Here is a 19,705-nt window from a genome sequence, read left to right on the forward strand (position 1 = left end):
AGCGGTTTGCGGGTGATACTGGTGTTGAACCGGATTGAACGGTTTTGAGCAAAAGTGGCTACATAGTGGCTACATAGTGGCTACACGGCCGACACTCGGACTGGGGGCAAAAATGATCCGATGGGGGTATCTGCAATGACACGCGCACGACTGACGGCGGGCAGGGTGCAGTCCTTTACCTGCCCCGAAGGAAAAGAACAGGCTTTCCTGCGCGACAGCGAAGTACCCGGACTGGCGCTGCGCGTGACCGCGGCCGGAAACCGCGCTTACGTCTTCGAGGGAAAGCTGAACCGGCGCACCCTCCGGCTAACCATCGGCAGCCCGGCGCACTGGACTATCGAAGCCGCCCGCGCGCGGGCAAGGGAACTGGCATCGCTGGTTGACCGGGGCGTTGACCCAAGAACGGAGCTGGAAAAGCAGCGTCAGGAAGCCGAAGCCGCCCGTGTCCGGCAACAAGTGTCCGAAACCCGCGCGCTGGAAGTCTGGCACGCCTATTGCCACAGCCGGCGCGCCGTGTGGGGCGAACGCCACTACCTTGACCATCTTCGTATGGCTGCTCCGGGGGGCGAACCCCGGAAAAAGGGCGAAGGCGTCACCCAACCGGGGCCGCTTTACGCGCTGCTCAATCAACCGCTGGCACGTCTCACCCCCGAAGCCGTCGAAGCGTGGGCCACCCGGAACGCCCATCGCCCAACGCAAGCCCGTCTCGGATTGCGCCTGCTCAAGGCTTTCCTGAACTGGTGCCGCACCCACCCCGACTTCGCCCAGGTGCTACCCGCCGAAAACCCGGCCCACAGCCGCAAGGCGCGCGAAACCCTGGGGACGCCCAAAGCCAAAGACGACTGCCTGCAACGGGAGCAGCTTCAGCCGTGGTTCGAGAAGGTACGCCAGCAACATCCGACGGTAGCCGCGTACCTGCAAGCCCTGCTGCTGACAGGCGCCCGCTCCGGTGAACTGCTCGAACTGACGTGGGACGACGTGGATTTCCAATGGCGGACGCTTACCATCCGGGACAAGGTGGAAGGGGAGCGGACGATTCCGTTGACCCCGTACGTTGCCCGTCTGCTGGCGGCACTCCCACGACGGAACCAATGGGTGTTCGCATCGGACAGAACCGATGCGCCCATCAACCGTCCAAGTCACGCCATGGAGCGCGTCTGCCGGCTGGCAGGCATCCCACACGTCACCCTGCACGGACTGCGCCGTTCGTTCGGGACGCTTTCCGAATGGGTGGAAGCCCCCGTGGGTGTCGTAGCTCAACTTATGGGCCACCGTCCAAGCGCCACAGCCGAACGCCACTATCGCGCCCGCCCGATTGACCTGCTGCGAAAGTGGCACACCGGAATCGAAGGCTGGATTCTCGAACAGGCCGGCATCGAACAGCCGCCGGCGGAAGCGAACCCGGCAAAACTCCGGGCGGTGAAGTAAACTCCGACCGTCGCACCTAGCCGGCGGCTGATCACCCCGGCGAACAGCGGGAACCCTTCGCCCGCCGGTGCGACACCCCATCGAAGGGCTGCACTGGAAGGGAGTGCGTATGAAATACCCAAAATGGGTTCCGGCTGGAGTCGTGCAGGTGTCCAGCGCTGTTATTCAGGAGCTGGACAGGGAGTTGGCTGACCTTGATGCGAAGCTCAAGACAGGCAGAGCAGCGAGCAGACGCAGGCAATTGATTGAGGAACGGGAGCGCGTCGAGCGCCTGGCGACCGACATCCAAATGAAGGAGGCCTACACGCTACTGGGCCCTCTCGATGACGAGACGTGGCGACAGCTTTTTTACGGGGTACTGGGTGCGCGCGCCGGGCTTTCCGAGTTTCGCCAGGCAGAAGATGGTGAGCTGGAAGTCGCTAAAGGTGAGCTTCGCAAGCGAATGGATGATGCCCGGCGTCTGGGCCGGAGAATCGCCGGAACCGCCAGAAAACTGTCCAGGCAAATCGAGGAGCTTAGATCGCTCGGATTTCTTGGCGTGCCCTGGGAGCTGGTTGAAGCCAGAACCTTGTTCGAGCGGGCGGACGTTTCCTGCCCCTACAGCGCCCCGGAATGGGAGCGCCTGCGCCCACGTCTGCTGGGAAATGCGTCTGACCTGAATGACGAACTGCGCCCTGCCTGGGAAAACGCACCCTGCGTAACTGACCTGCTCCACACCATCGCCAAAGCCGCCGAAGCGTTTGAGCCGCGCCCCCGCAAAGCCGCAGCCGCCCTGCGCGCGCGGAAAGCAAATCCGGTGACAGAACTCATCCGGTCTATCGCAGAGATGCTGACGATATATATCGGGATAGAGCTGACGCCCCGCGTCAAGAGGGCAATCGCCATCATTGTGACTGTGGACATCAACGACCCCGATACCATCGTCACCTACGATGACGTGCGTAAGGCCTGCACGAAACGCAAGTCTGGCAGGGTAGTAGAGCTATTCAGACCGCTTCACTGGACAACCAGCCCCATACCGCCTTCGCCCGAAGGTTCGTAGCCCCGAAGTGGAAGATTCAAAGGCTTTTTTTAGTGCCTGAATCTTCCACGACAGATTCGGGCTGATACGGCATCCTGCCCCCGTTCAATCCGCTGCTACGGGGTGAGATATGCCGCAACCAAACGCAAACGCACTCGAAAGCGAAACACGCCCGGCTGTTACGACCAACGAAGCCGCGCGGCTGCTTTGCAGACGCCCGCAAACGCTGCGGCGATGGGCGTGCTACGAAGACGGGCCAATTCGTCCGATTCGGGTTCACACCCGTCTGCTGTGGCCCGTGGATGAAATCCGACGACTACTCGAAGGCAAACCAGACAGCCAGACGCCCGGCGCGGCGTAGGGCAGGGCATCAACCCTTCGGGCGCGTATTGGCGTGCCCGGAAAGTTTCAGCCCGGACGGGAGCGCAACCGTGCCGGGCCGATGGAGAAAAACCACTATGACGGAAAATAGCATCATCCGCTTCGGCTGCGAAGCGACGGCGTACAGCCGGAAACTCGAAACCCTGTTCGCTTCTGACCTGATGCGCAAGCCGCGCCCGCACGACTGGCTGGTTCGCGGCTTCCTGGAACACGACACGCTGGTTCTTCTGTTTGGCGATCCGGCAGTCGGAAAGTCACTGCTGGCGCTGGACTGGGCCGCTTCGGTTGCCACGGGCAGGGACTGGTGCGGAAACCGGGTGGAGCGGGGGCTGGTTTTCTACCTGGCGGGCGAAGGGCACCACGGTCTGTCGCGCCGGTTGAAAGCCTGGGGGATAGCGACGGGGATGGAGTGTCTCTGGGGCGAAGAACTCTGGGGCATGCCGCTGGTTGTCTCCCGGCACAGCGTTGGGTTGCCCAGCGAAACGCGGATGGCCATCGAAGCCATTGACAAAGCCGCCGACCGGGGCGGAAAGCCACGGCTGATCATCATTGACACCCTGGCGCGCTGCATTGACGGCAACGAGAATTCCGCCAGCGATATGGGCGGTTTCATCGCGGCCTGTGACGAGATGCGCCTTCGCTACGGGTGCGCGGTGCTGATTCTGCATCACTCCGGCCACGAAAACAAAAACCGCGCCCGCGCGCATTCGTCGCTGACCTGTGCCGTGGATGCCGCCTACCACATGCACGGGCTGAACAGCGGAATAAGGCGGCTTGACTGCACCAAGTCCAAAGACTTCGAGCCGCCAGCCGCGCGCCACTTCATCATTCACAAAACCCTGCTCCCACCGGAGTGGTGGGACGGTAACGCTCCCACCACAGTGCCGGTACTGGTGGAGTGCGACGAGTCCGGCAAGGCGATAAACGAACCGCCACCCTTCTGAACGGGATTGCGCGAAATCAGTGACCAAAAGTTACAGCCCGGTACGGATACGCGCCGTATCGGGCCGCTAATGGAGGAAAAAATGTTTGAGTTGAATACTACACAGGATTCTCTGCACGGACAACCCCAACCCGTTCAGGCAGGGCCTTTGCCGGATGACGGGCCGCGGAAAAAGACGCGCGGACGGCGTGTGGCGCGGGCGGGAGCGTCCAGTCTCAACGGGGCGCCCACGACGGAACTGCTGCGCCACGACGGGCCGCGCAAGACAGAAACCGGCAGGGCGCGGAAAAGCGGGCGCGCCCCGAAAGCCCCGGTAACCGCACCGGCAGGACTGCCGCCGGAAAACCCTGCGCCGGAAAAGCCTGGCAAGCCGGCTAAAAAAGCCGCGCCAAAACACACCGGCAAGCGCGCCGGCAAATCACCCCGGAAAGCCACGCCAGAACACACCAGCAAGCGCACCGGCAAGGCGCCCCGGAAAGCCGCGCCAGACGACTCCGGCAAGGCGGCGGACACAGCCGCGCCGGACAGCAAGCCGGATAAAAAATCTGTGCCGTGGAGTCACGAAGACCCGCTGGGCTTCGCGCTGCACCTTATCCGTGAAACGCTGGGCGGCGCCCCGGAGAAGCTGTACGAGACAGGGAAAACCCCGATTCGCTTCAAGACGACCGGAAGTAGTCTATCCGGGTGGGCCCGTGTCACGCGGGTGAAGTACGGGAGGGGGAAGGAATCGTACTTCATCGAGTTTGGCGACTGGCGTACCGGTGAGCGCCACGAATGGCACTCCCGGGAACCGTCCACGTCCGGGGAGAAGGAAGCTTTCGACCGGGAACTACGCCAGATCAGGGAGGCGCAGCAACGGGAAGAACAGGCAAGGCACCTGGTAGCAAAGGGCAAGGCGGAGCGTCTGTGGCGGCGGTCAAGGGCTGCTACCACCGACAACCCCTACCTGCAACGCAAAAACGTTCAGCCATACAGTGCGCGCACCGGATGGGGCGGACTCTCCGACGTGCTGTTCGTTCCGCTACGCGATGCCGAGTGGCAAATATGGAACCTTCAGCTTATCCAGCCGGACGGCGGAAAGCGGTTTCTCAAGGGCGGGCGCGTCTCCGGGCTGTTTCATCCGTTCGGCACGCGCGAGGATTTTGAGCGCGGCAAGGCTATCCTTGTCTGCGAGGGATGGGCAACGGGCGCAACGCTGCACGAGGCTACCGGGTTACCGGTTGCGGCGGCGATGAATTGCGGCAACCTGCTGCCGGCGGCGCGCGCCCTGCGGGAGAAGTTCCCAGGGCAAAAACTGGTTTTCTGCGCTGACGATGATTGGAAGACCGCCGGCAACCCCGGGGTCACCAAAGCCGAAAAGGCAGCCTGCTCTGTCGGGGCGGTGGTTGTCGTTCCGCTTTGGTCAGTGGAGCGCGGCGAAAAGGACACCGACTTCAATGACCTGGCGCTGGTGGAAGGTCTGGACGCTGTGCGCCGGCAGGTTGATGTCGAGAGCATCCTGTCGCAACCCGTCCGGCCAGGACTGGACGAACGCCCGTGCTACTGGCTGCTCGAAGAGCCGGCGGTCATTGGCGAACAGGAATACAAGGCAGGCGTCTATCACTGTGGCATCGAAACGGAAACCTGGCTGTGCAGCCCGATACGACCGGTGGCACGCACCATCAAGTGGCCCGACGGTGACCAAGGCGTAAGGCTGAACGTTTACGACGGGAACGCTTGGCACGAAGTGGTGCTACCACGCGAAACGCTGGCTTCCACGCGGGACTATCGCAAAATCCTGCTAGCCAAGGGCGCCATATTGGAAACCCACAGTAAGGACGCTAGGGCGTGGCTGGAGGAATACCTGCAACAGCCCTCAGCCCGGCGGGAATACACCACAGAGCGTACCGGCTGGCACGACAAACAGTACGTGCTGCCGGACACAACGATGGGGGAGGGCACAACCATATCGTTCACCGGACTGCGCCCCACGGACGAGCCGTTGACCGCCGGGGGGCTTGCGGACTGGCAGAAGTCGGTTGCAGCGCTGGCAGTGGGCAACCCCCTGCTGGCGTTTTCAATCTCGCTAGCCTTTGCCGGGCCGCTGCTTCGGTGGGTTGGGCACAACGCCGTGCTGGTGCAGCTTGTGGGGCGTAGCACAACCGGCAAGACAACCTGCCTGCTGGCGGCAAACTCGGTTGTCGGGCCGCAAGCGCTGGTGACGACCTGGCGCGCCACAGCCAACGGGCTGGAACAGCGGGCGCTGGTGCACTGTGACGGCTTTCTGGCGCTGGACGAAATCGGACAGGTGGACGCGAAGGTACTCGACCACGCGGTGTACACACTGGCTAATGGCGCAGCCAAGCAACGCGCCACGGTGTACGAGCACGGCGTGGGGGCGGCGCCAACGCAACGCTGGCGGGTGGCGGCGCTTTCGACCGGCGAAAAGACGATGGAAACCCTGCTGGCGATGGACAAGGACAAACGCAGCGTCAACGCCGGGCAGGTTGTGCGGTTTATTGAAATCCCGGCAGAAGAACGGTACGGCGCGTTTACGGAGCTGCACGGCTACAAGTCGGGCGAAACCCTTGCTGATACCCTGCGCCAGGCTGTCCGTCGGTACTACGGCACGCCTATCCGGGCATTCCTGGAACGGCTTGTTTGCGATGATATAAGCAAGCTGGACTCGGAACTAAGCGAGTGCGTTGCCCGTCTGCGCAGGGCGGTTGAAAGCGACGGCGTGCCGGTGGGGGCACAAGCCAGCCGCGTGCTGGCTTCAGTGGCGTTGGTTGGTCTGGCCGGCGAAATGGCAACCCGGTATGGCATCACTGGCTGGCAGCGGGGGACGGCATTTGACGCGGCGCGTTACTGTTTCCGGCTGTGGGCACAGAGCCGTCCGACACAGACCGACTTCGAGCAGGTGGACATACTGCGCCGGCTGCGCGACTTCATTGACAAGCATGGCGATTCGAGGTTCAGCGAATGCAGCGGGGATGCAGTCGTGTATGACCGGGCAGGTTACTACCGCGATACAGATCGCGATACAGATGGCGAGGATACAGATGGCGAGGATACAGATGGCGGGCGGGAATACCTGTTCACTCGCCAAGGCCTCAAGGACGCGGTGCGTGGATTTGGCCTCGAACTCGCCAGAAAGACGCTGACAGACTTGAATGTGCTGAAAACAAGCGGCGGGCGGGATACCGTGACCGTACGCCTGGGCAAGAGATACAAGCGTCTTTTCTGCATACCAGACAAGGCGCTGGATGAAGCGCTGGAAAAGCTAGGGGGTGACGAATGAAAGTCATTGGCACAGGCATTCTGTTTGATTTCTTTCGGGATGACGCAAACCATACAGCCGCAACGCAGAATGCGTCTGGCGGCATTACAGGGCAAAGTACACAGCCCGGCGAAGCGGATGCGCGGCAATCCAGCGCGCCAGAACCAACGCAAACGCGCCATGACGCGCCGGACGGCCCAACCTGCACAGCCATGACGCAAGACGCGCCTTGCGGCATTACAGCGCAAAGTACACTGCCTGGCAAAGCGGACGCCGGCGCATTCCCGGCGGGTGAATCGTCACCGGCGGCGAAGTCACGCTTCGAGCCGTTCGAGCCGGACGTGGAAGGAAGCATCGCCAACCTGCTACGCCAGGCGTCCGGCAAGGCGTCCAGCAGGGCGTCCGGCACGTCACCGTCAACCCCGGCGCACGCCTGCCAGCCCGCCAGCCCAACCCGGACGGACACTTCGGGCGCATCCAGACGGGCGCAGACGCACGCTGAACCGGCGGTTGACACTTTACCTTCAGACGCGCCACAGAATGCGCCCAAAGGCACTACAATGCAAAGTACACAGCCTGACAAAGCAGCCAGCCAGCCGGATGACGCGGCGCGGTTGCAGGCGCGGATTGACGGCTGCCTGGCGATGGAAACCGACCCGGCGCTACGGATGTTTCTCGAACAGCTACGCCGGGACAGCCACAAGTACCCGGTGGAGTCTGTGCGTCAGGAACTCGAAGCCTACCTGCAACCCGGCACTCCCGGAGACTTCCTGAACCGGCTGGCGGCGCTGCACATGAGTTGGGCGCTGGACGACGTTGCCAGTGACCCGGACGGCAAGCGGCTGGTACGGGGGGACACCGGGGGGCGGAAGGCGATACTCGAACGCATCGAAGCCGCTTTCAGGGCAGAGACGGAACCTGTCGCACGCTGCTACTTGGCGAAGCTGGCGCGCAAAGCCGTCAGCAACCCGCCGGGAGCAGGCGAAGGGCTGGAAGGCTATATTGACGCACGTACCAGCCCGACGTGGCTGTGGCTGGCAGCCGTGTTCGTTGCCGGCAACCCCGAAGCCGCCTTCCAATGGCGGTTGCAGGAAGCGCGCCGAAGCACAGCCAGTGCGTGGCTGCTTGGCTACCTGGACAAGCTCGAACAGGAAGCGCGTGAAAGCCTGCCTATGGCCGTCTCGAAGCTGGAAGCCTTTATCGAGATTCTGGCGCTGCTGGACAACCCAACCCACACCACCCCGGCGCAGAACGCGCCAGAGACGATTACAGACGGCGCACAGCCGTGCGCTGTGGCATAACCGACTGACGAGGTAACAAGCTATGCCAAGACTATCGCGTGACACATGGGCGCAGATTCGTGCGGAACGGGAAGCCGGATTGAGCTTCGGGCTGCTGGCATCCCGGTACGGCATTGACAAGGCAGCCATTGTCCGGCGCGCCAAAGCCGAAGGTTGGGGCGATGGGACGGACGCGGCGGAACTGGTGCGGCGCAAAGCCATGGAGCAAGTCACCGGCACAGCCATCACCGACCCGGAAAAAAGGGCGGCGGCGATTGACACGGCGGCGGAACTGGCGGCGGACGTTATCCGGCGTCATCAGGCGGAAGCCGAACAGGTGCGGGAACTGCTCTGGCGCGGGCTGGAAGCTCACCGGGCGGCGGAGACGCTGGACGAAAAGCGGCTGGCCTTCGAGACGCTCAAGGCGGCAAAGATTTCCAGCGAGACGTTGACCAACCTGCAACGGATGGAGCGCGTCAGTTACGGGCTGGATGACGCCACGGGCAAGACGGAAATCGTCATCGAACGGAGCTACGGGGTGATGGAGCCGGGCGCAAACGGCGCGGGCGAAGTGCCCTGATAACCCCGGCAGGCAGGCAGTCCGGCCCGGACTTTTCCACCCGGCCCATCCCGGAGCACCCAAAACCTACAGCCGGCAGCAATGCCGGTTTTTGTTTTGCCCTCTGTGTCCAGTGTGTCCACTTGTGTCCAAACCGCTGGACACACCCAAACCATTGACTGCCAACGGCTTACCTGTGGTGTGTCCAAAAATCCAGAAAATTAGAAATATAGCCTTATAAGCGAAGCGTGCAGTGTAAGCGGGAGGTGCAATGGGGCATGTCTGGCGTAATGCTGAAAAGGAATTGTGTCAGTGATGTGCATGCATCATGCGTATATATACCCCCCCTATGCGCGAAATTCGTGGACACATGGACACAGCCCGCATAAGCCCTTGCCCGTGTGCAGTTTAGCCGTGTCCAGGAGACTGGACACACGCGGTCACGCGGTGGACACAGCCTGTTATCCGCACGCCGGATTGACGCCGGGCACGGGCGTTTGCCAGTCTGTAAGGCAACATAAGGGCGCGGGCGGCCCGAAAACGCCGGGAGGACGACGATGGCTACTGTGGTTTACCGACCTGTTTACGAATGCACGACTGACCTGCCCGAAGCCTTCGCCTGGGAAGAGGAAGTGACCGTGCCCCACGAGTCATGGGGCGGGCGCACCATCCAGGTGCCGGTTAGCTGGCGCGAAGTGGAACTGGACGGCTTCGAGGCGGTAGTCGGTTTGCGCTACCTGGACGAGCTGGACTGGGACGGCACGGCGCCGTTCGTGCAGGTGATTGAAGTGGACGGCTACGAGGATTTCTTCGGCGCCAATGACCCACGGGTGCGCGTGCTGAATGAAGATGTGCGGAGCGTCCGGTGTCTGACTCGTGCCGAAGCCCTGGCACTCGAAGCCGAAACCGCGTGACCCCGGCACTCCGACCCTGACCCCACAGCCGGCAGCGATGCCGGCTTTTCTTTTGCGCCGTTTTTCTTTTGCGCCGTGCCGAAGCCCTGGTGCGCCGGCTACAGGGCGGAAATCACCCCTGACGGACGGACGGAAACCCGCCCGATTTCCCAAAACCGGCTACATAGTGGCTACATCGTTTGGCTGCGACTGCGTTTGCTGCCTTTGAGTGCCCCGTAAGCTATTGATTTTATTGGTGGGACTTGCAGGACTCGAACCTGCAACCAACGGATTATGAGTCCGCTGCTCTGACCGTTGAGCTAAAGTCCCACACCAGGGCAAAATCGTAACCCGTGCCGCCAACCCCGGCAAGTCATTCACTTCCCGCCGGTCACCAGTGCAAACATCACCGAACCGAGCAGCCCCAGCAGCCACAAACTGCCGGGAATGATGGCCATCTGCAGCGGTGTTTTCTTGTAGGCAACTGCCGCCAGCCCGATGGCCATCAGCCCGATGAACCACAGGGAAAAGACATCCACCCAACGCACTGCCGCGAGCATCCAGCCCGGCAAGGATTCAGGAAGCAGCGGTGCCGGATTGCTGATGACGAAACTACCCCGCGCCTTGAGAATCTGTTCAACATCCGGCGGACGCAGGAGGATGATGAGGATGTTGAGCACGTACTGGACGCTCTCCGTGGCATAGGTGGCGTAAGCGGTGACGGAGAGCACCTGCCGGAACGTGGCCTGCCCGCGCACAAGCAGCATGCCCAAGTAGTACACTCCCGCCAGCGCCAAGGTCGCCAGGACGCTAACACCTATCCCGATGACCGGAGCAAAACGCTGAAGCCCGGCGCTGAATTCAATGTCCTGCTCAAACTGGCGCTGTTCAGCATCGGAAAGATCAGGCCACCGCTTGCCCTGACTTTCGAGCTGGCGCTCAATGGCCCGGCGGGCAACTTCTTTGGGATCAACCTTGACCCAAACACTGAAAAACACCGAAAACCCGGCTGTCAGCAGCGCCATGACCAGCATCGGGGCCAGAAACTCAGGCTGGCGGCGCAGCGCTGCAAACACAGCGCCAGGCGTGAAAAACATGCCCTTCAGCCGTTGCCAGACCGTGGTGGAAACCGGTTGTGCCTCTGCGCCGGGAGAAAGTTCATTGGCATCCTGCATGCTCGGACGTGCTCCTTTGGACGTGCGTTTTGTTTCGCAAGCCACGGCGTGCGACAAGTGGCTTCTGCCAGAGTGTTGTTCCCCCATCCACCGACGACACCATGACCAAACGCATTCTCTGTTGGTTTCGGCGCGACCTGCGCCTGGACGATAACACGGCTTTGCTGGCGGCTTACGCTGCGGCGGAAGAAGTTGTTCCGGTGTTCATTTTTGATGACGCCATCCTGTCCCGTCCTGACACTGGCGCCGTGCGCGTGGCGTTTTTGCTGGAAAGCCTCCGCAACCTGGATGAAAACCTGCGCGCGCGCGGCAGCCGATTGCTTCTCCGCCGTGGCCGGCCGGAGCATGTGCTGGCGCAGCTCGTCACGGAAACGGCCGCCAGCGCCGTTTATTTCAACCGTGATGTGGAACCATTCGCCCTGGCGCGGGATGCCCGTGTGCGGGCGCATCTGGAAGGACGGTGCGCCGTCGAAGGCTTCGACGATGGCGGACTCACCGCACCGGAGGCCGTCAGAACCAAGGCCGGAACACCCTACACGGTCTTTACACCCTACAGGCAGGCGGTTCTGGCGCAGCCTATCCCACGTCCCCGCCTGGCGCCGGCGATGCTCAGGACGCCGGCCGATGTGCCAAGCGACCCCTGGCCATCGCTGAAAGACCTTGGTTTTGCTACCTCAGTCAGTCCACCGCCGGGCGGAGAAACCTCAGCTCAAGCACGGTTACAGGGCTTCATACAAAACGGGCTGGCCCGCTATGCCACCGAACGCGATGTTCTTTCCGCTGATGGCACATCCCGACTATCGCCCTATCTGCGGTTTGGCTGTCTGTCACCACGCCGCGCCTACTGGGCGGCGCGGGAAGCTGTCCCGGAAGGCTCGCCCGGCATGGAAAGCTGGATTGCCGAACTCATCTGGCGCGACTTTTACCGCCAGATTCTGTTTCATTTTCCTTACGTGGAAACTGGTGCGTTCCGGCGCGCCTACGATGACCTGGCTTGGGAAAACAATGCGTCCTGGTTTGACCTCTGGTGTCAGGGCAAGACCGGTTTTCCAATCGTGGATGCCGCCATGCGCCAACTGCTTACAACCGGCTGGATGCACAATCGGGCGCGCATGATTGTGGCGTCCTTTCTGACCAAAGACCTGCTCATTGACTGGCGATGGGGCGAGCGGCACTTTATGAAACATCTCGTGGATGGCGATCTGGCGGCCAACAACGGCGGCTGGCAGTGGGCGGCTTCAACTGGCACCGATGCCCAGCCGTACTTCCGCATTTTCAATCCGACCGCCCAAGGGAAAAAATTTGACCCCACTGGGGCCTATGTTCGGCAGTATGTGCCGGAACTGCGCGCCGTGCCAGACCGCTGGATTCACGAGCCTTCCCGGATGCCACCAGACGTACAGCGGGCTTTTCGCTGCGTTATCGGCGTGGACTACCCGGCGCCACTGGTTGACCACGGCCGCCAGCGCGCCAAGGCACTGACCATGTTCGGACGCTTCACCAGCCCGGAAAAAAGGCCGGGCAGGTGAGGACGTGGGCGGCGACACCTGCCCGGCCGTTCTGCCCGGATTCGGAAAAACCTAGAAGTTCAACCGGAAGCCGGCCTGCACCAGCCGTGGTGGCCCGGGCAGGATGCCCCGCACCCGGTCGGCAATGTAGAGCCGGTCGGTAAGGTTTTTCGCCGTGATGAAGAAGGTTGTCCGCCACTGCTCGACCCGGTAGTTGGCCGTGGCATTCCAGATGGTGTAAGCCGGAAGCAAGCCAAGCTGTCCGTTGGCAAACACGGCCGGGTTCACCGGTGAGGTCGGGCGCAGGTTGAGGTCATCGCCAAACTGTTCCCCGACGTGGACGGCTTCCATCTGCACGTCAAAGCCTTTGGGATGGGCATACCCGAAAGCGCCGGTGAACATGTGGCGGGGTGTGTAGGGAATCCGGTTTCCCGTCACCAGCACATTGCCAAAGCCCGAAACACTGCTGAAGCGGCGCCCCTCGAAACGGGCATCGCCGACAAACGTGTAGTTGATCCGTGCAAAGACGTTGTGTGCCGACTTGAACAGCAGTCCGCTATCAATCCGGCCAAAAAGTTCCAACCCCTGGTGAAGCGTCCTGCCGCCGTTGGTCAGTGTCGCGCCAACGCCGCCGGCCAGACTGGCCGGCACAATCTGGTTCGAGAAGTCCATGCGGAAGTAGGAAGCGTCGAGGCGGATACCCTGCACCGGAACGCTGCGGATGCCAACTTCCGTGTTCCAGCTCAGCTCCGGGTCGAGATCAACGACGCCGCCCGTGTTGGAGATGATGTCTTCCGTGCGCGGCGGGGCAAATCCCCGGTGAATGCCGGCAAAAATGGTCGCCCGCTGCTGGATGTTGTACGAGGCGCCAATGCCCGGCACCACCTGCGTCAGGACGACTTCACCCCGTGCGCCCAGCCCGTTGTTGGCCAGACGGTTGGCCCGCACAAAGGAAACCCGCTCCACCCGCACACCGGGCGTCACGGTCAGGTTGCCGAAGATGAAGCGATTCTGGATGTAGCCGGAAAAGGCATCGTTGCCGCGAAAGTTGTTTTCGACCGTGACGCCGGTACGCGCCGTTGGCGTCGAGCCGTTGATTTGCCGCCGCTCCTGGTTCTCGCGGTGATAGCGAAAGCCGGTGTCCAGCTCATTGCGCAGCCGCCCGAATCCAAAGCTGGCGCGCACCTGTGGCGTGACGCCGAAGGTGTAGTAGCTACGTACCCGCCCTTCGTTGCCGCACGTCGTAAAGAGATCGATCATGCCACGGCAGCCGCCAACGCCAATGCGATTGGGGCGCTGGGCCGAGTTGCTTGACTGCCGCCACCAGGCCCGGTCGAACGTCGAGCCGTAGAGGCTCGTCGTCAGCAGGATGTTCTGGTTGACGACAAAGCTGTGCACGGCAGCGGCCCCGAACCGTCTGAAATCCGTGGCATCGTTGCGAAACGGATTCTGGCGTGGATTGGCCTGGTATTCGTCAAGGCGCAGTCCCGAATAGGTCACACGCGAGTCTTCATCGTAGTAGTTGGCCTTGAACGTCAAGACCTGCCGCGCGCCGAAGGTGGAAACCGACTTGAAGTTGAAGTCATAGATGCCGCTGCGCGTGTTGTCCCGCGCCCCTTCACCCTGCTTGCGCATGAAATCAAGAAGAAAGCCCGTGTTTCCGAGTTTCCACCCGTAGGTGATGAGTCCGTTGAAGTAGTCACGGTTGCCGCCCACGAGCAGGAGCGACCCACTCGGCGTATCTGGCGGATTAGGTGTGATGTAGTTGATGACGCCGCCAACCGTAACCGGGCCGTAGAGAATCTGTCCCGATCCTTTGACCACTTCAATGGTTTCAAAGCGTTCGATAGGCGGATGGTAGTAGGAGGCATTGTCGCCGTAGGGCGCAAAGGCCAGCGGCAGCCCGTCTTCAAGCAGCAGTACCTTCGTCGAGCGCGTCGGATTGAGGCCACGGATGCCGATGTTGGGGCGGAGGCCGAAGCCTTCCTCGTCCCGGACGTGGATGCCGGGCAGCTTGCGCAGCGCCTCGTTGGCGTTGAAGACCCGGCTGAGCTGCAAGGTACGCTCGTCGAGAATGTCCACCGTGCCGGGGATACGGTTGAGGGATTCGCTCGTCCCGACGATGCTGTTGATGCTGACGATGATGTTTTCCGCCAGCGGCGAAATATCAAGCGAAACGGTGACGGAAGTGACTTCACTGCCGCTGACTTTGACGATTTTCGTACCTGCCTGGTACTGCTCGCCTGTGACGGTGATTTCGTAGTCACCGGGCGTCAACTGGTCAAACCGGAATTCGCCGTTGGCATCGGTTTGAGCCGTCTGGACGATGCCGGCGGTCAGCCCCCGCAGCCGCACGGTAGCGCCTGCCACAGGCGCATCGGCTACTGTCACGGCGCGCCCGGCAATGGCCGGCTGCGTCGTTGTCGAGGTTGTCGGGGGCGTTTGAGCCGCCGTGAAGCCGATGGAAGTCAGGATGATTGAACTGATCAGGGAAAGCTGGAGCAGGAAGTACCGGCGGACGCCCGACTGCCAGGGGCGTGCCGGCCGGATACATAGGGCGAAGTGGTTCATTGTGCCATTCCTCAAACATTGGTTGTGCTGCTACGCCAAGGGCCGGAGCAGCGTCTGGTCCTTATGGTGTGCTCCAATGTAGATAAAATGATAATCATTTTCAATAAAAAAGAAGCCAACACCGGGACGTGCCTGTTCCCGGTGCATCGCAGGCCTGCGCGGGGACAGGTTAGACGCGCATGAGTTCTTCTTCCTTGGCTTTGGCCAGGTCGTTGAGCTTCTGGGTGAAGGCGTCGGTCTGTTTCTGGATTTGTTCCAGGGCGACTTTGTGCTCGTCTTCCGAGATGAGTTTTTCCTTGAGCAGCTTTTTGACCTCTTCGTTGGCATCCCGGCGGATGTTGCGTAGTCCCGCCCGGTGTTCTTCCGCCGTATCGCGGACGGTGCGTGCCAACTGTTTCCGGCGTTCTTCCGTCAGCGGTGGAATCGGGAGGCGGATGATCTTGCCATCGTTGGATGGGGTGATACCAAGGTCAGAGGACTGAATGGCGCGCTCAATGGCGCCCAGCAGGGAGGTGTCCCAGGGTTGAATAGTGATGAGAGCGGCTTCCGGGGCGCTGATGTTGGCAAGCTGGTTGAGCGGCATCACCGTGCCGTATGACTCGACTTGGATGCCATCGAGCAGATTCACCGAGGCGCGTCCAGTTCGAATCGAGCTGAACCGCCGGCGGGCATCTTCGAGTGTGGTTTCCATGCGCGCTGTCGCTTCTTTCAAGATGTCTTGAATGGTCATGCCGATTCCTCGTTCCAAATCACGAATGTTACCTGACAGAAGCCCGTGTGCATTGCCTGCGTGGGAAACCTGCTGTTGAGGGCTGGACCGTCAGGGCTTTTACGGGCAGTGTCCCACAGTCTGTGGCTACCTATGAAGCACAGGCCGCTGCCGTCGGCGGTGTGGCACTGACCAGGGTACCGATAGACTCGCCGGTGACGACGCGGTAGATGTTGCCCTTGGTCAGCAGGTCGAAAACGATGATGGGCAGGTGGTTGTCCTTACACAGCGCAATGGCGGAAGCGTCCATGACGTTGAGGCTCTGTTCCAGCACCTGCTGGTACGTCACATGGCTGTACCGGCGTGCCGTGGCGTCCTTCGTCGGGTCGGCCGTATAGACGCCATCCACCTTGGTGGCTTTCAGCAGGACATCCGCCTTGATTTCACAGGCGCGGAGCGCCGCTGTGCTGTCCGTGGTGAAGAAGGGACTGCCAGTGCCGGCAGCAAAAATGACAACCCGTCCCTTTTCGAGGTGGCGCACGGCACGCCGTGGGATAAAGGGTTCCGCCACCTGCCGCATCTCGATGGCTGAAACAACCCGTGTGGCAACGCCGAGCTGTTCGATGGCGTTTTGCAGCGCCAGACTGTTGATGACCGTGGCGAGCATCCCCATGTAATCGGCTGAAGCGCGGTCCATCCCGGCAGCGCTGGCCTCAGCCCCACGAACAATGTTCCCACCCCCAACGACCAATGCGAGTTGGACTCCGAGTTGGTGGACATCGCGCACCTGCTCGGCAACTTCCTGAACAGTGAGCGGATCAATACCAAACCCGCGTCGCCCTTCAAGAAACTCTCCACTCAGTTTGAGCAGGACACGTTTGTAAACCGGCGTCGGTGTTCCTGGCGCGGGAGAGGATACGGCTGGCGTAGGGTTCATACTGGCTCCAAAAGGCGGTTCTATTGAGATTGTCGGGAAAAGCACCTGGCCGCAAACATCCAGCGGCACGGATCATGGGTGGGCAGGGGAATACCGGGCATACAAGCAAAACGCCCCATCCGGGATGGGGCGTCGGGGGTCATTGTTTGGCCATCATTGCGGCCACTTCACTGGCGAAGTCGTCGGATTTCTTTTCGATACCTTCGCCCAGCTTGAAGCGTACAAAGCGGCGAATGCGGATGTTTTCACCTGTTTTGGCGATGAGTTGTTTGAGCAGTTCCCCGATGGTAATGCTCTGATCCTTGACGAAGGGCTGTTCGAGCAGGCAGGTCTCCGCGCGAAACTTTCCAAGCCGGCTTTCAATGATGTTTTCGATAATGTGGGCTGGCTTATTTGCCGTCTTGGGGTCAGCGGCGACCTGTGCCCGTGCTATTTCACGCTCTTTTTCAAGCACTTCCGCCGGAATTTCCTCGGCTGAAACATACTCGGCGTTGAGCGCGCAGATTTGCAGGGCAATGTCGCGCACGAACTCCTTGAAGTCTTCGCTGCGGGCAACGAAATCCGTTTCACAGTTGACTTCGACCAAAACACCAATGCGGCCGCCGGTGTGGATGTAAGCTTCAACCAAGCCTTCGGCCGCTACCCGTGATTCCTTCTTGCCTGCAATGTGCTTGTTGCGTTCACGCAAAATGGTGATGGCTTTTTCTTCATTACCCTGGGCTTCTTCCAGGGCTTTTTTGCATTCCATCATGCCGGCTCCGGTTTTTTCCCGGAGAGCTTTGACTGCTGCTGCGCTCACATCTGCCATGAATGCTTCCCCTCAACAGAAATGTCGGTGGCAACCATCCGCTAGACCGTCAGTCGCCCACCGGATGACTTCAGGCTGGCACCGCTTCAGCCGCCGATACGACAGAAGTCGGCGTGGTGGTTGTTGTCCCGCCAGGAGCCGGGGCATCGGCACCGCCCATCTCGACCTTGCCGCCGTCTCCCTTTTCGATTCCCATGGTGCGACCTTCGATGACCGCATCGGCGATTTTGGCACTGATGAGGCGCACCGAGCGCAATGCATCGTCGTTGCCTGGGATGACATAGTCAACCCCAAGCGGGGAACAGTTTGTATCCACCAGGGCGACGACTGGAATTCCCAGGCGGTTGGCTTCAGCGATGGCGATTTCTTCTTTCTTGGTGTCAATGACGAAAAGTGCCTTGGGCAGGCGGTTCATTGTGCGGATACCCGAAAAGTTTCGTTCGAGCCTGGCATACTCTTTCTCGATGCGCAGGATTTCCTTTTTGGTCAGGGACTGGTAGTGCCCATCTGTACGCATCACTTCCAGCTCACGCATGCGCTTCATCGAACGCTGGATGGTCTGGAAGTTGGTCAGCAGACCGCCCAGCCACCGCTGGTTGACATACGGCATGCCGCACCGGGTGGCTTCCTCCGCGATGGCGTCCTGCGCCTGGCGTTTCGTCCCAACGAAAAGTACTGTCCCGCCCTCAGCCGCCGTTTGCGCGATAAACCGGACAGCCTCGCGCAGCAAACGCTGGGTCTTCTGGAGATCGATGATGTAAATGCCATTGCGTTCACCGAAGATGTACTCCTTCATCTTCGGATTCCACCGCCGTACCTGATGCCCGAAGTGAACTCCAGCTTCGAGCAATTCCTTCATAGTGACTGCAACTGCCACTCACGACCGCCTTTCTTACAAGCCTCTGGCTTGTTGTGGATGGTTTGTGTACTCGCCACACACGCCTCCGGCTGACCTTGAGGCAGCCATCGGAACACACCCGCTGCGTGGCAATGAAATATCCCTATCAGTTGTCGGGGCCGACGCAACCGGCCACAGACTGGCTGTAGCTTACCGCTTCAGCTTACCGCTTCGAGAACTGGAAGCGCTTGCGCGCACCTTTTTGCCCGTACTTCTTGCGTTCTTTCATGCGAGGGTCGCGCGTCAGAAAGCCGGCTTTCTTCAGGCGGCGGCGCAACTCGACATTGAAATGGAGCAGCGCCCGCGCAATCCCGTGCCGAATGGCGCCGGCCTGGCCAGACAGACCGCCGCCGGAAACGCTGACCAGGACATCGAACTTGCCCAGCGTCTCCGTAACCTGAAGCGGTTGGCGGATAAGCATCCGCAGGGTTTCACTTGGAAAGTAACCTTCAAAGGTGCGTTTGTTAACTGTGATATTCCCGTCACCGGGACGCAGATAGACCCGCGCCGTAGCGGTTTTGCGGCGACCTGTCCCGTAGTATTGAATGAGCATCCCCACGCTTGACTTACCTCATCAATTTCAAATCACAATCGTCGTTGACCTTCCATCCTTCTGCTTTCTGCCTGCTTTCTGCACGACCGCCTTCGGTCACACCGGAAAGTTGCCCAACAGGGCTCACCTCTTGGCGCGCAGGGTATCGAGCACCAGCGGTTCCGGGCGCTGTGCCTGGTGTGGATGGTTCGGACCGGCGTAGATGCGGAGCTTTTTGGCCATCTGGCGGCCGAGCTTCGTCTTCGGCAGCATCCCGACAATGGCGTGCTGCAAAATCCGGGTCGGAAACCTGGCCAGCAGGTCTTTGGCTCTGATTTCCCGCAAGCCGCCGGGGTAGCCAGTGTGCCGCCGGTAAAGTTTCTGATTCCACTTATCACCCCGGAAAACAACCTTCTCGGCGTTGATGACAATCACACCATCGCCCATGTCCATAAAGGTCGTGTACCGCGGATGGTGCTTGCCCATCAGAATTGGAGCAATCTGCGATGCCAACCGTCCGACGGTCAGCCCTGTGGCATCCACGAGAAACCACTTGCGCGCCGGTTCGGGCAACGGGCCCTTGGGCACGAAGGTCTGCCCGGTGTACGCCTTGTGTGGGCGGCGACGGACAGCCGTTTTCGGCGAATTGCCCGCCGTGGGGGTGGACTCAGCGGATGCTGCCGCCTGCGTTGTCTCGGATGTCGGTTCACTCATGACAGCTTGAATGTGCTCCTCACAGCAACCTCATACCCTTTGTCATCCAGTTTGGCATCTGCGCAGGTGACTGACTGGGCAGCACGCAC

The 19,705-nt window shown here is 61.1% G+C and carries 17 protein-coding genes and 1 tRNA gene; 9 read left to right on the forward strand and 9 right to left on the reverse strand.

Features of this window, described 5'->3' with window-relative positions; genetic code table 11:
* Positions 1-135 precede the first annotated feature (135 nt).
* From J8C01_RS01825 to J8C01_RS01860, 8 genes are all read left to right on the forward strand, one after another.
* A complete protein-coding gene (locus J8C01_RS01825) occupies positions 136-1,428 on the forward strand; it encodes a tyrosine-type recombinase/integrase (protein WP_211432186.1) in 1,293 nt (430 codons plus the stop codon).
* 109 nt (positions 1,429-1,537) lie between these two features.
* Positions 1,538-2,470 carry a hypothetical protein gene (locus J8C01_RS01830; RefSeq protein ID WP_211432187.1) on the forward strand — a complete coding sequence of 311 codons (933 nt, stop codon included), beginning with the start codon at positions 1,538-1,540 and terminating at the stop codon, positions 2,468-2,470.
* A 109-nt stretch (positions 2,471-2,579) separates the two neighbouring features.
* Positions 2,580-2,810 (forward strand): helix-turn-helix domain-containing protein, encoded by a 231-nt coding sequence (locus J8C01_RS01835; protein ID WP_211432188.1) that lies wholly within the window; start codon positions 2,580-2,582, stop codon positions 2,808-2,810.
* A gap of 97 nt (positions 2,811-2,907) precedes the next feature.
* Positions 2,908-3,774 (forward strand): AAA family ATPase, encoded by an 867-nt coding sequence (locus J8C01_RS01840; protein WP_211432189.1) that lies wholly within the window; start codon positions 2,908-2,910, stop codon positions 3,772-3,774.
* Between the two features lie 81 nt (positions 3,775-3,855).
* Positions 3,856-7,053: a DUF927 domain-containing protein gene (locus J8C01_RS01845; protein ID WP_211432190.1), complete on the forward strand. Its 3,198-nt coding sequence runs from the start codon at positions 3,856-3,858 to the stop codon at positions 7,051-7,053.
* Positions 7,050-8,333 carry a hypothetical protein gene (locus J8C01_RS01850; RefSeq protein ID WP_211432191.1) on the forward strand — a complete coding sequence of 428 codons (1,284 nt, stop codon included), beginning with the start codon at positions 7,050-7,052 and terminating at the stop codon, positions 8,331-8,333. Before J8C01_RS01845 ends, J8C01_RS01850 begins: the two co-directional genes overlap by 4 nt.
* A 22-nt stretch (positions 8,334-8,355) precedes the next feature.
* Positions 8,356-8,892 (forward strand): hypothetical protein, encoded by a 537-nt coding sequence (locus J8C01_RS01855; RefSeq protein ID WP_211432192.1) that lies wholly within the window; start codon positions 8,356-8,358, stop codon positions 8,890-8,892.
* A 536-nt stretch (positions 8,893-9,428) separates the two neighbouring features.
* Positions 9,429-9,785, forward strand: coding sequence for a hypothetical protein (locus J8C01_RS01860; protein ID WP_211432193.1), 357 nt, complete (start codon positions 9,429-9,431; stop codon positions 9,783-9,785).
* 233 nt (positions 9,786-10,018) lie between these two features.
* Here the strand turns inward: J8C01_RS01860 and J8C01_RS01865 are convergent.
* A tRNA-Ile gene (locus J8C01_RS01865) sits at positions 10,019-10,094 on the reverse strand.
* Positions 10,095-10,141: 47 nt separating this feature from the next.
* Positions 10,142-10,939 (reverse strand): YIP1 family protein, encoded by a 798-nt coding sequence (locus J8C01_RS01870; RefSeq protein WP_014098880.1) that lies wholly within the window; start codon positions 10,937-10,939, stop codon positions 10,142-10,144.
* Between the two features lie 101 nt (positions 10,940-11,040).
* Between J8C01_RS01870 and J8C01_RS01875 the strand changes: the two genes are divergently transcribed.
* Positions 11,041-12,468: a cryptochrome/photolyase family protein gene (locus J8C01_RS01875; protein ID WP_211432194.1), complete on the forward strand. Its 1,428-nt coding sequence runs from the start codon at positions 11,041-11,043 to the stop codon at positions 12,466-12,468.
* A gap of 51 nt (positions 12,469-12,519) precedes the next feature.
* On the opposite strand, the gene J8C01_RS01880 is transcribed toward J8C01_RS01875, so the two are convergent.
* The 7 genes from J8C01_RS01880 to rplM all read right to left on the reverse strand — a co-directional run bounded on the left by J8C01_RS01880 (position 12,520) and on the right by rplM (position 19,616).
* Entirely contained in the window at positions 12,520-15,018 is a 2,499-nt protein-coding gene (locus J8C01_RS01880; RefSeq protein ID WP_211432195.1) for a TonB-dependent receptor domain-containing protein, read from the reverse strand.
* A 169-nt stretch (positions 15,019-15,187) separates the two neighbouring features.
* Positions 15,188-15,748 carry a ribosome recycling factor gene (gene frr / locus J8C01_RS01885; protein WP_014098884.1) on the reverse strand — a complete coding sequence of 187 codons (561 nt, stop codon included), beginning with the start codon at positions 15,746-15,748 and terminating at the stop codon, positions 15,188-15,190.
* A gap of 130 nt (positions 15,749-15,878) precedes the next feature.
* Positions 15,879-16,664, reverse strand: a complete 786-nt coding sequence (gene pyrH, locus J8C01_RS01890) for a UMP kinase (protein ID WP_014098885.1) — start codon at positions 16,662-16,664, stop codon at positions 15,879-15,881.
* Between the two features lie 139 nt (positions 16,665-16,803).
* Positions 16,804-17,472, reverse strand: coding sequence for a translation elongation factor Ts (gene tsf, locus J8C01_RS01895; RefSeq protein ID WP_014098886.1), 669 nt, complete (start codon positions 17,470-17,472; stop codon positions 16,804-16,806).
* A 70-nt stretch (positions 17,473-17,542) separates the two neighbouring features.
* Entirely contained in the window at positions 17,543-18,331 is a 789-nt protein-coding gene (gene rpsB, locus J8C01_RS01900) for a 30S ribosomal protein S2 (protein WP_014098887.1), read from the reverse strand.
* Between the two features lie 202 nt (positions 18,332-18,533).
* On the reverse strand, positions 18,534-18,923 hold the full coding sequence (rpsI, locus tag J8C01_RS01905) for a 30S ribosomal protein S9 (RefSeq protein ID WP_014098888.1): 390 nt from the start codon (positions 18,921-18,923) through the stop codon (positions 18,534-18,536).
* Between the two features lie 123 nt (positions 18,924-19,046).
* The gene (rplM, locus tag J8C01_RS01910; RefSeq protein WP_014098889.1) at positions 19,047-19,616 is read right to left on the reverse strand and encodes a 50S ribosomal protein L13; all 570 of its coding nucleotides are present in this window, start codon (positions 19,614-19,616) and stop codon (positions 19,047-19,049) included.
* Between the last annotated feature and the right edge of the window lie 89 nt (positions 19,617-19,705).

Source organism: Chloracidobacterium sp. D (assembly GCF_018304685.1).
Classification (GTDB): domain Bacteria; phylum Acidobacteriota; class Blastocatellia; order Chloracidobacteriales; family Chloracidobacteriaceae; genus Chloracidobacterium; species Chloracidobacterium thermophilum.

Bases quoted from the DNA above. Each gene is read 5' to 3' on its own strand.
- J8C01_RS01880 (WP_211432195.1), bottom strand. From the start codon at position 15,018: ATGAACCACTTCGCCCTATGTATCCGGCCGGCACGCCCCTGGCAGTCG.
- J8C01_RS01825 (WP_211432186.1), top strand. From the start codon at position 136: ATGACACGCGCACGACTGACGGCGGGCAGGGTGCAGTCCTTTACCTGC.
- J8C01_RS01840 (WP_211432189.1), top strand. From the start codon at position 2,908: ATGACGGAAAATAGCATCATCCGCTTCGGCTGCGAAGCGACGGCGTAC.
- rpsB (WP_014098887.1), bottom strand. From the start codon at position 18,331: ATGAAGGAATTGCTCGAAGCTGGAGTTCACTTCGGGCATCAGGTACGG.
- J8C01_RS01870 (WP_014098880.1), bottom strand. From the start codon at position 10,939: ATGCAGGATGCCAATGAACTTTCTCCCGGCGCAGAGGCACAACCGGTT.
- J8C01_RS01830 (WP_211432187.1), top strand. From the start codon at position 1,538: ATGAAATACCCAAAATGGGTTCCGGCTGGAGTCGTGCAGGTGTCCAGC.
- pyrH (WP_014098885.1), bottom strand. From the start codon at position 16,664: ATGAACCCTACGCCAGCCGTATCCTCTCCCGCGCCAGGAACACCGACG.
- J8C01_RS01875 (WP_211432194.1), top strand. From the start codon at position 11,041: ATGACCAAACGCATTCTCTGTTGGTTTCGGCGCGACCTGCGCCTGGAC.
- tsf (WP_014098886.1), bottom strand. From the start codon at position 17,472: ATGGCAGATGTGAGCGCAGCAGCAGTCAAAGCTCTCCGGGAAAAAACC.
- rplM (WP_014098889.1), bottom strand. From the start codon at position 19,616: ATGAGTGAACCGACATCCGAGACAACGCAGGCGGCAGCATCCGCTGAG.
- J8C01_RS01855 (WP_211432192.1), top strand. From the start codon at position 8,356: ATGCCAAGACTATCGCGTGACACATGGGCGCAGATTCGTGCGGAACGG.
- J8C01_RS01835 (WP_211432188.1), top strand. From the start codon at position 2,580: ATGCCGCAACCAAACGCAAACGCACTCGAAAGCGAAACACGCCCGGCT.
- J8C01_RS01850 (WP_211432191.1), top strand. From the start codon at position 7,050: ATGAAAGTCATTGGCACAGGCATTCTGTTTGATTTCTTTCGGGATGAC.
- frr (WP_014098884.1), bottom strand. From the start codon at position 15,748: ATGACCATTCAAGACATCTTGAAAGAAGCGACAGCGCGCATGGAAACC.
- rpsI (WP_014098888.1), bottom strand. From the start codon at position 18,923: ATGCTCATTCAATACTACGGGACAGGTCGCCGCAAAACCGCTACGGCG.
- J8C01_RS01845 (WP_211432190.1), top strand. From the start codon at position 3,856: ATGTTTGAGTTGAATACTACACAGGATTCTCTGCACGGACAACCCCAA.
- J8C01_RS01860 (WP_211432193.1), top strand. From the start codon at position 9,429: ATGGCTACTGTGGTTTACCGACCTGTTTACGAATGCACGACTGACCTG.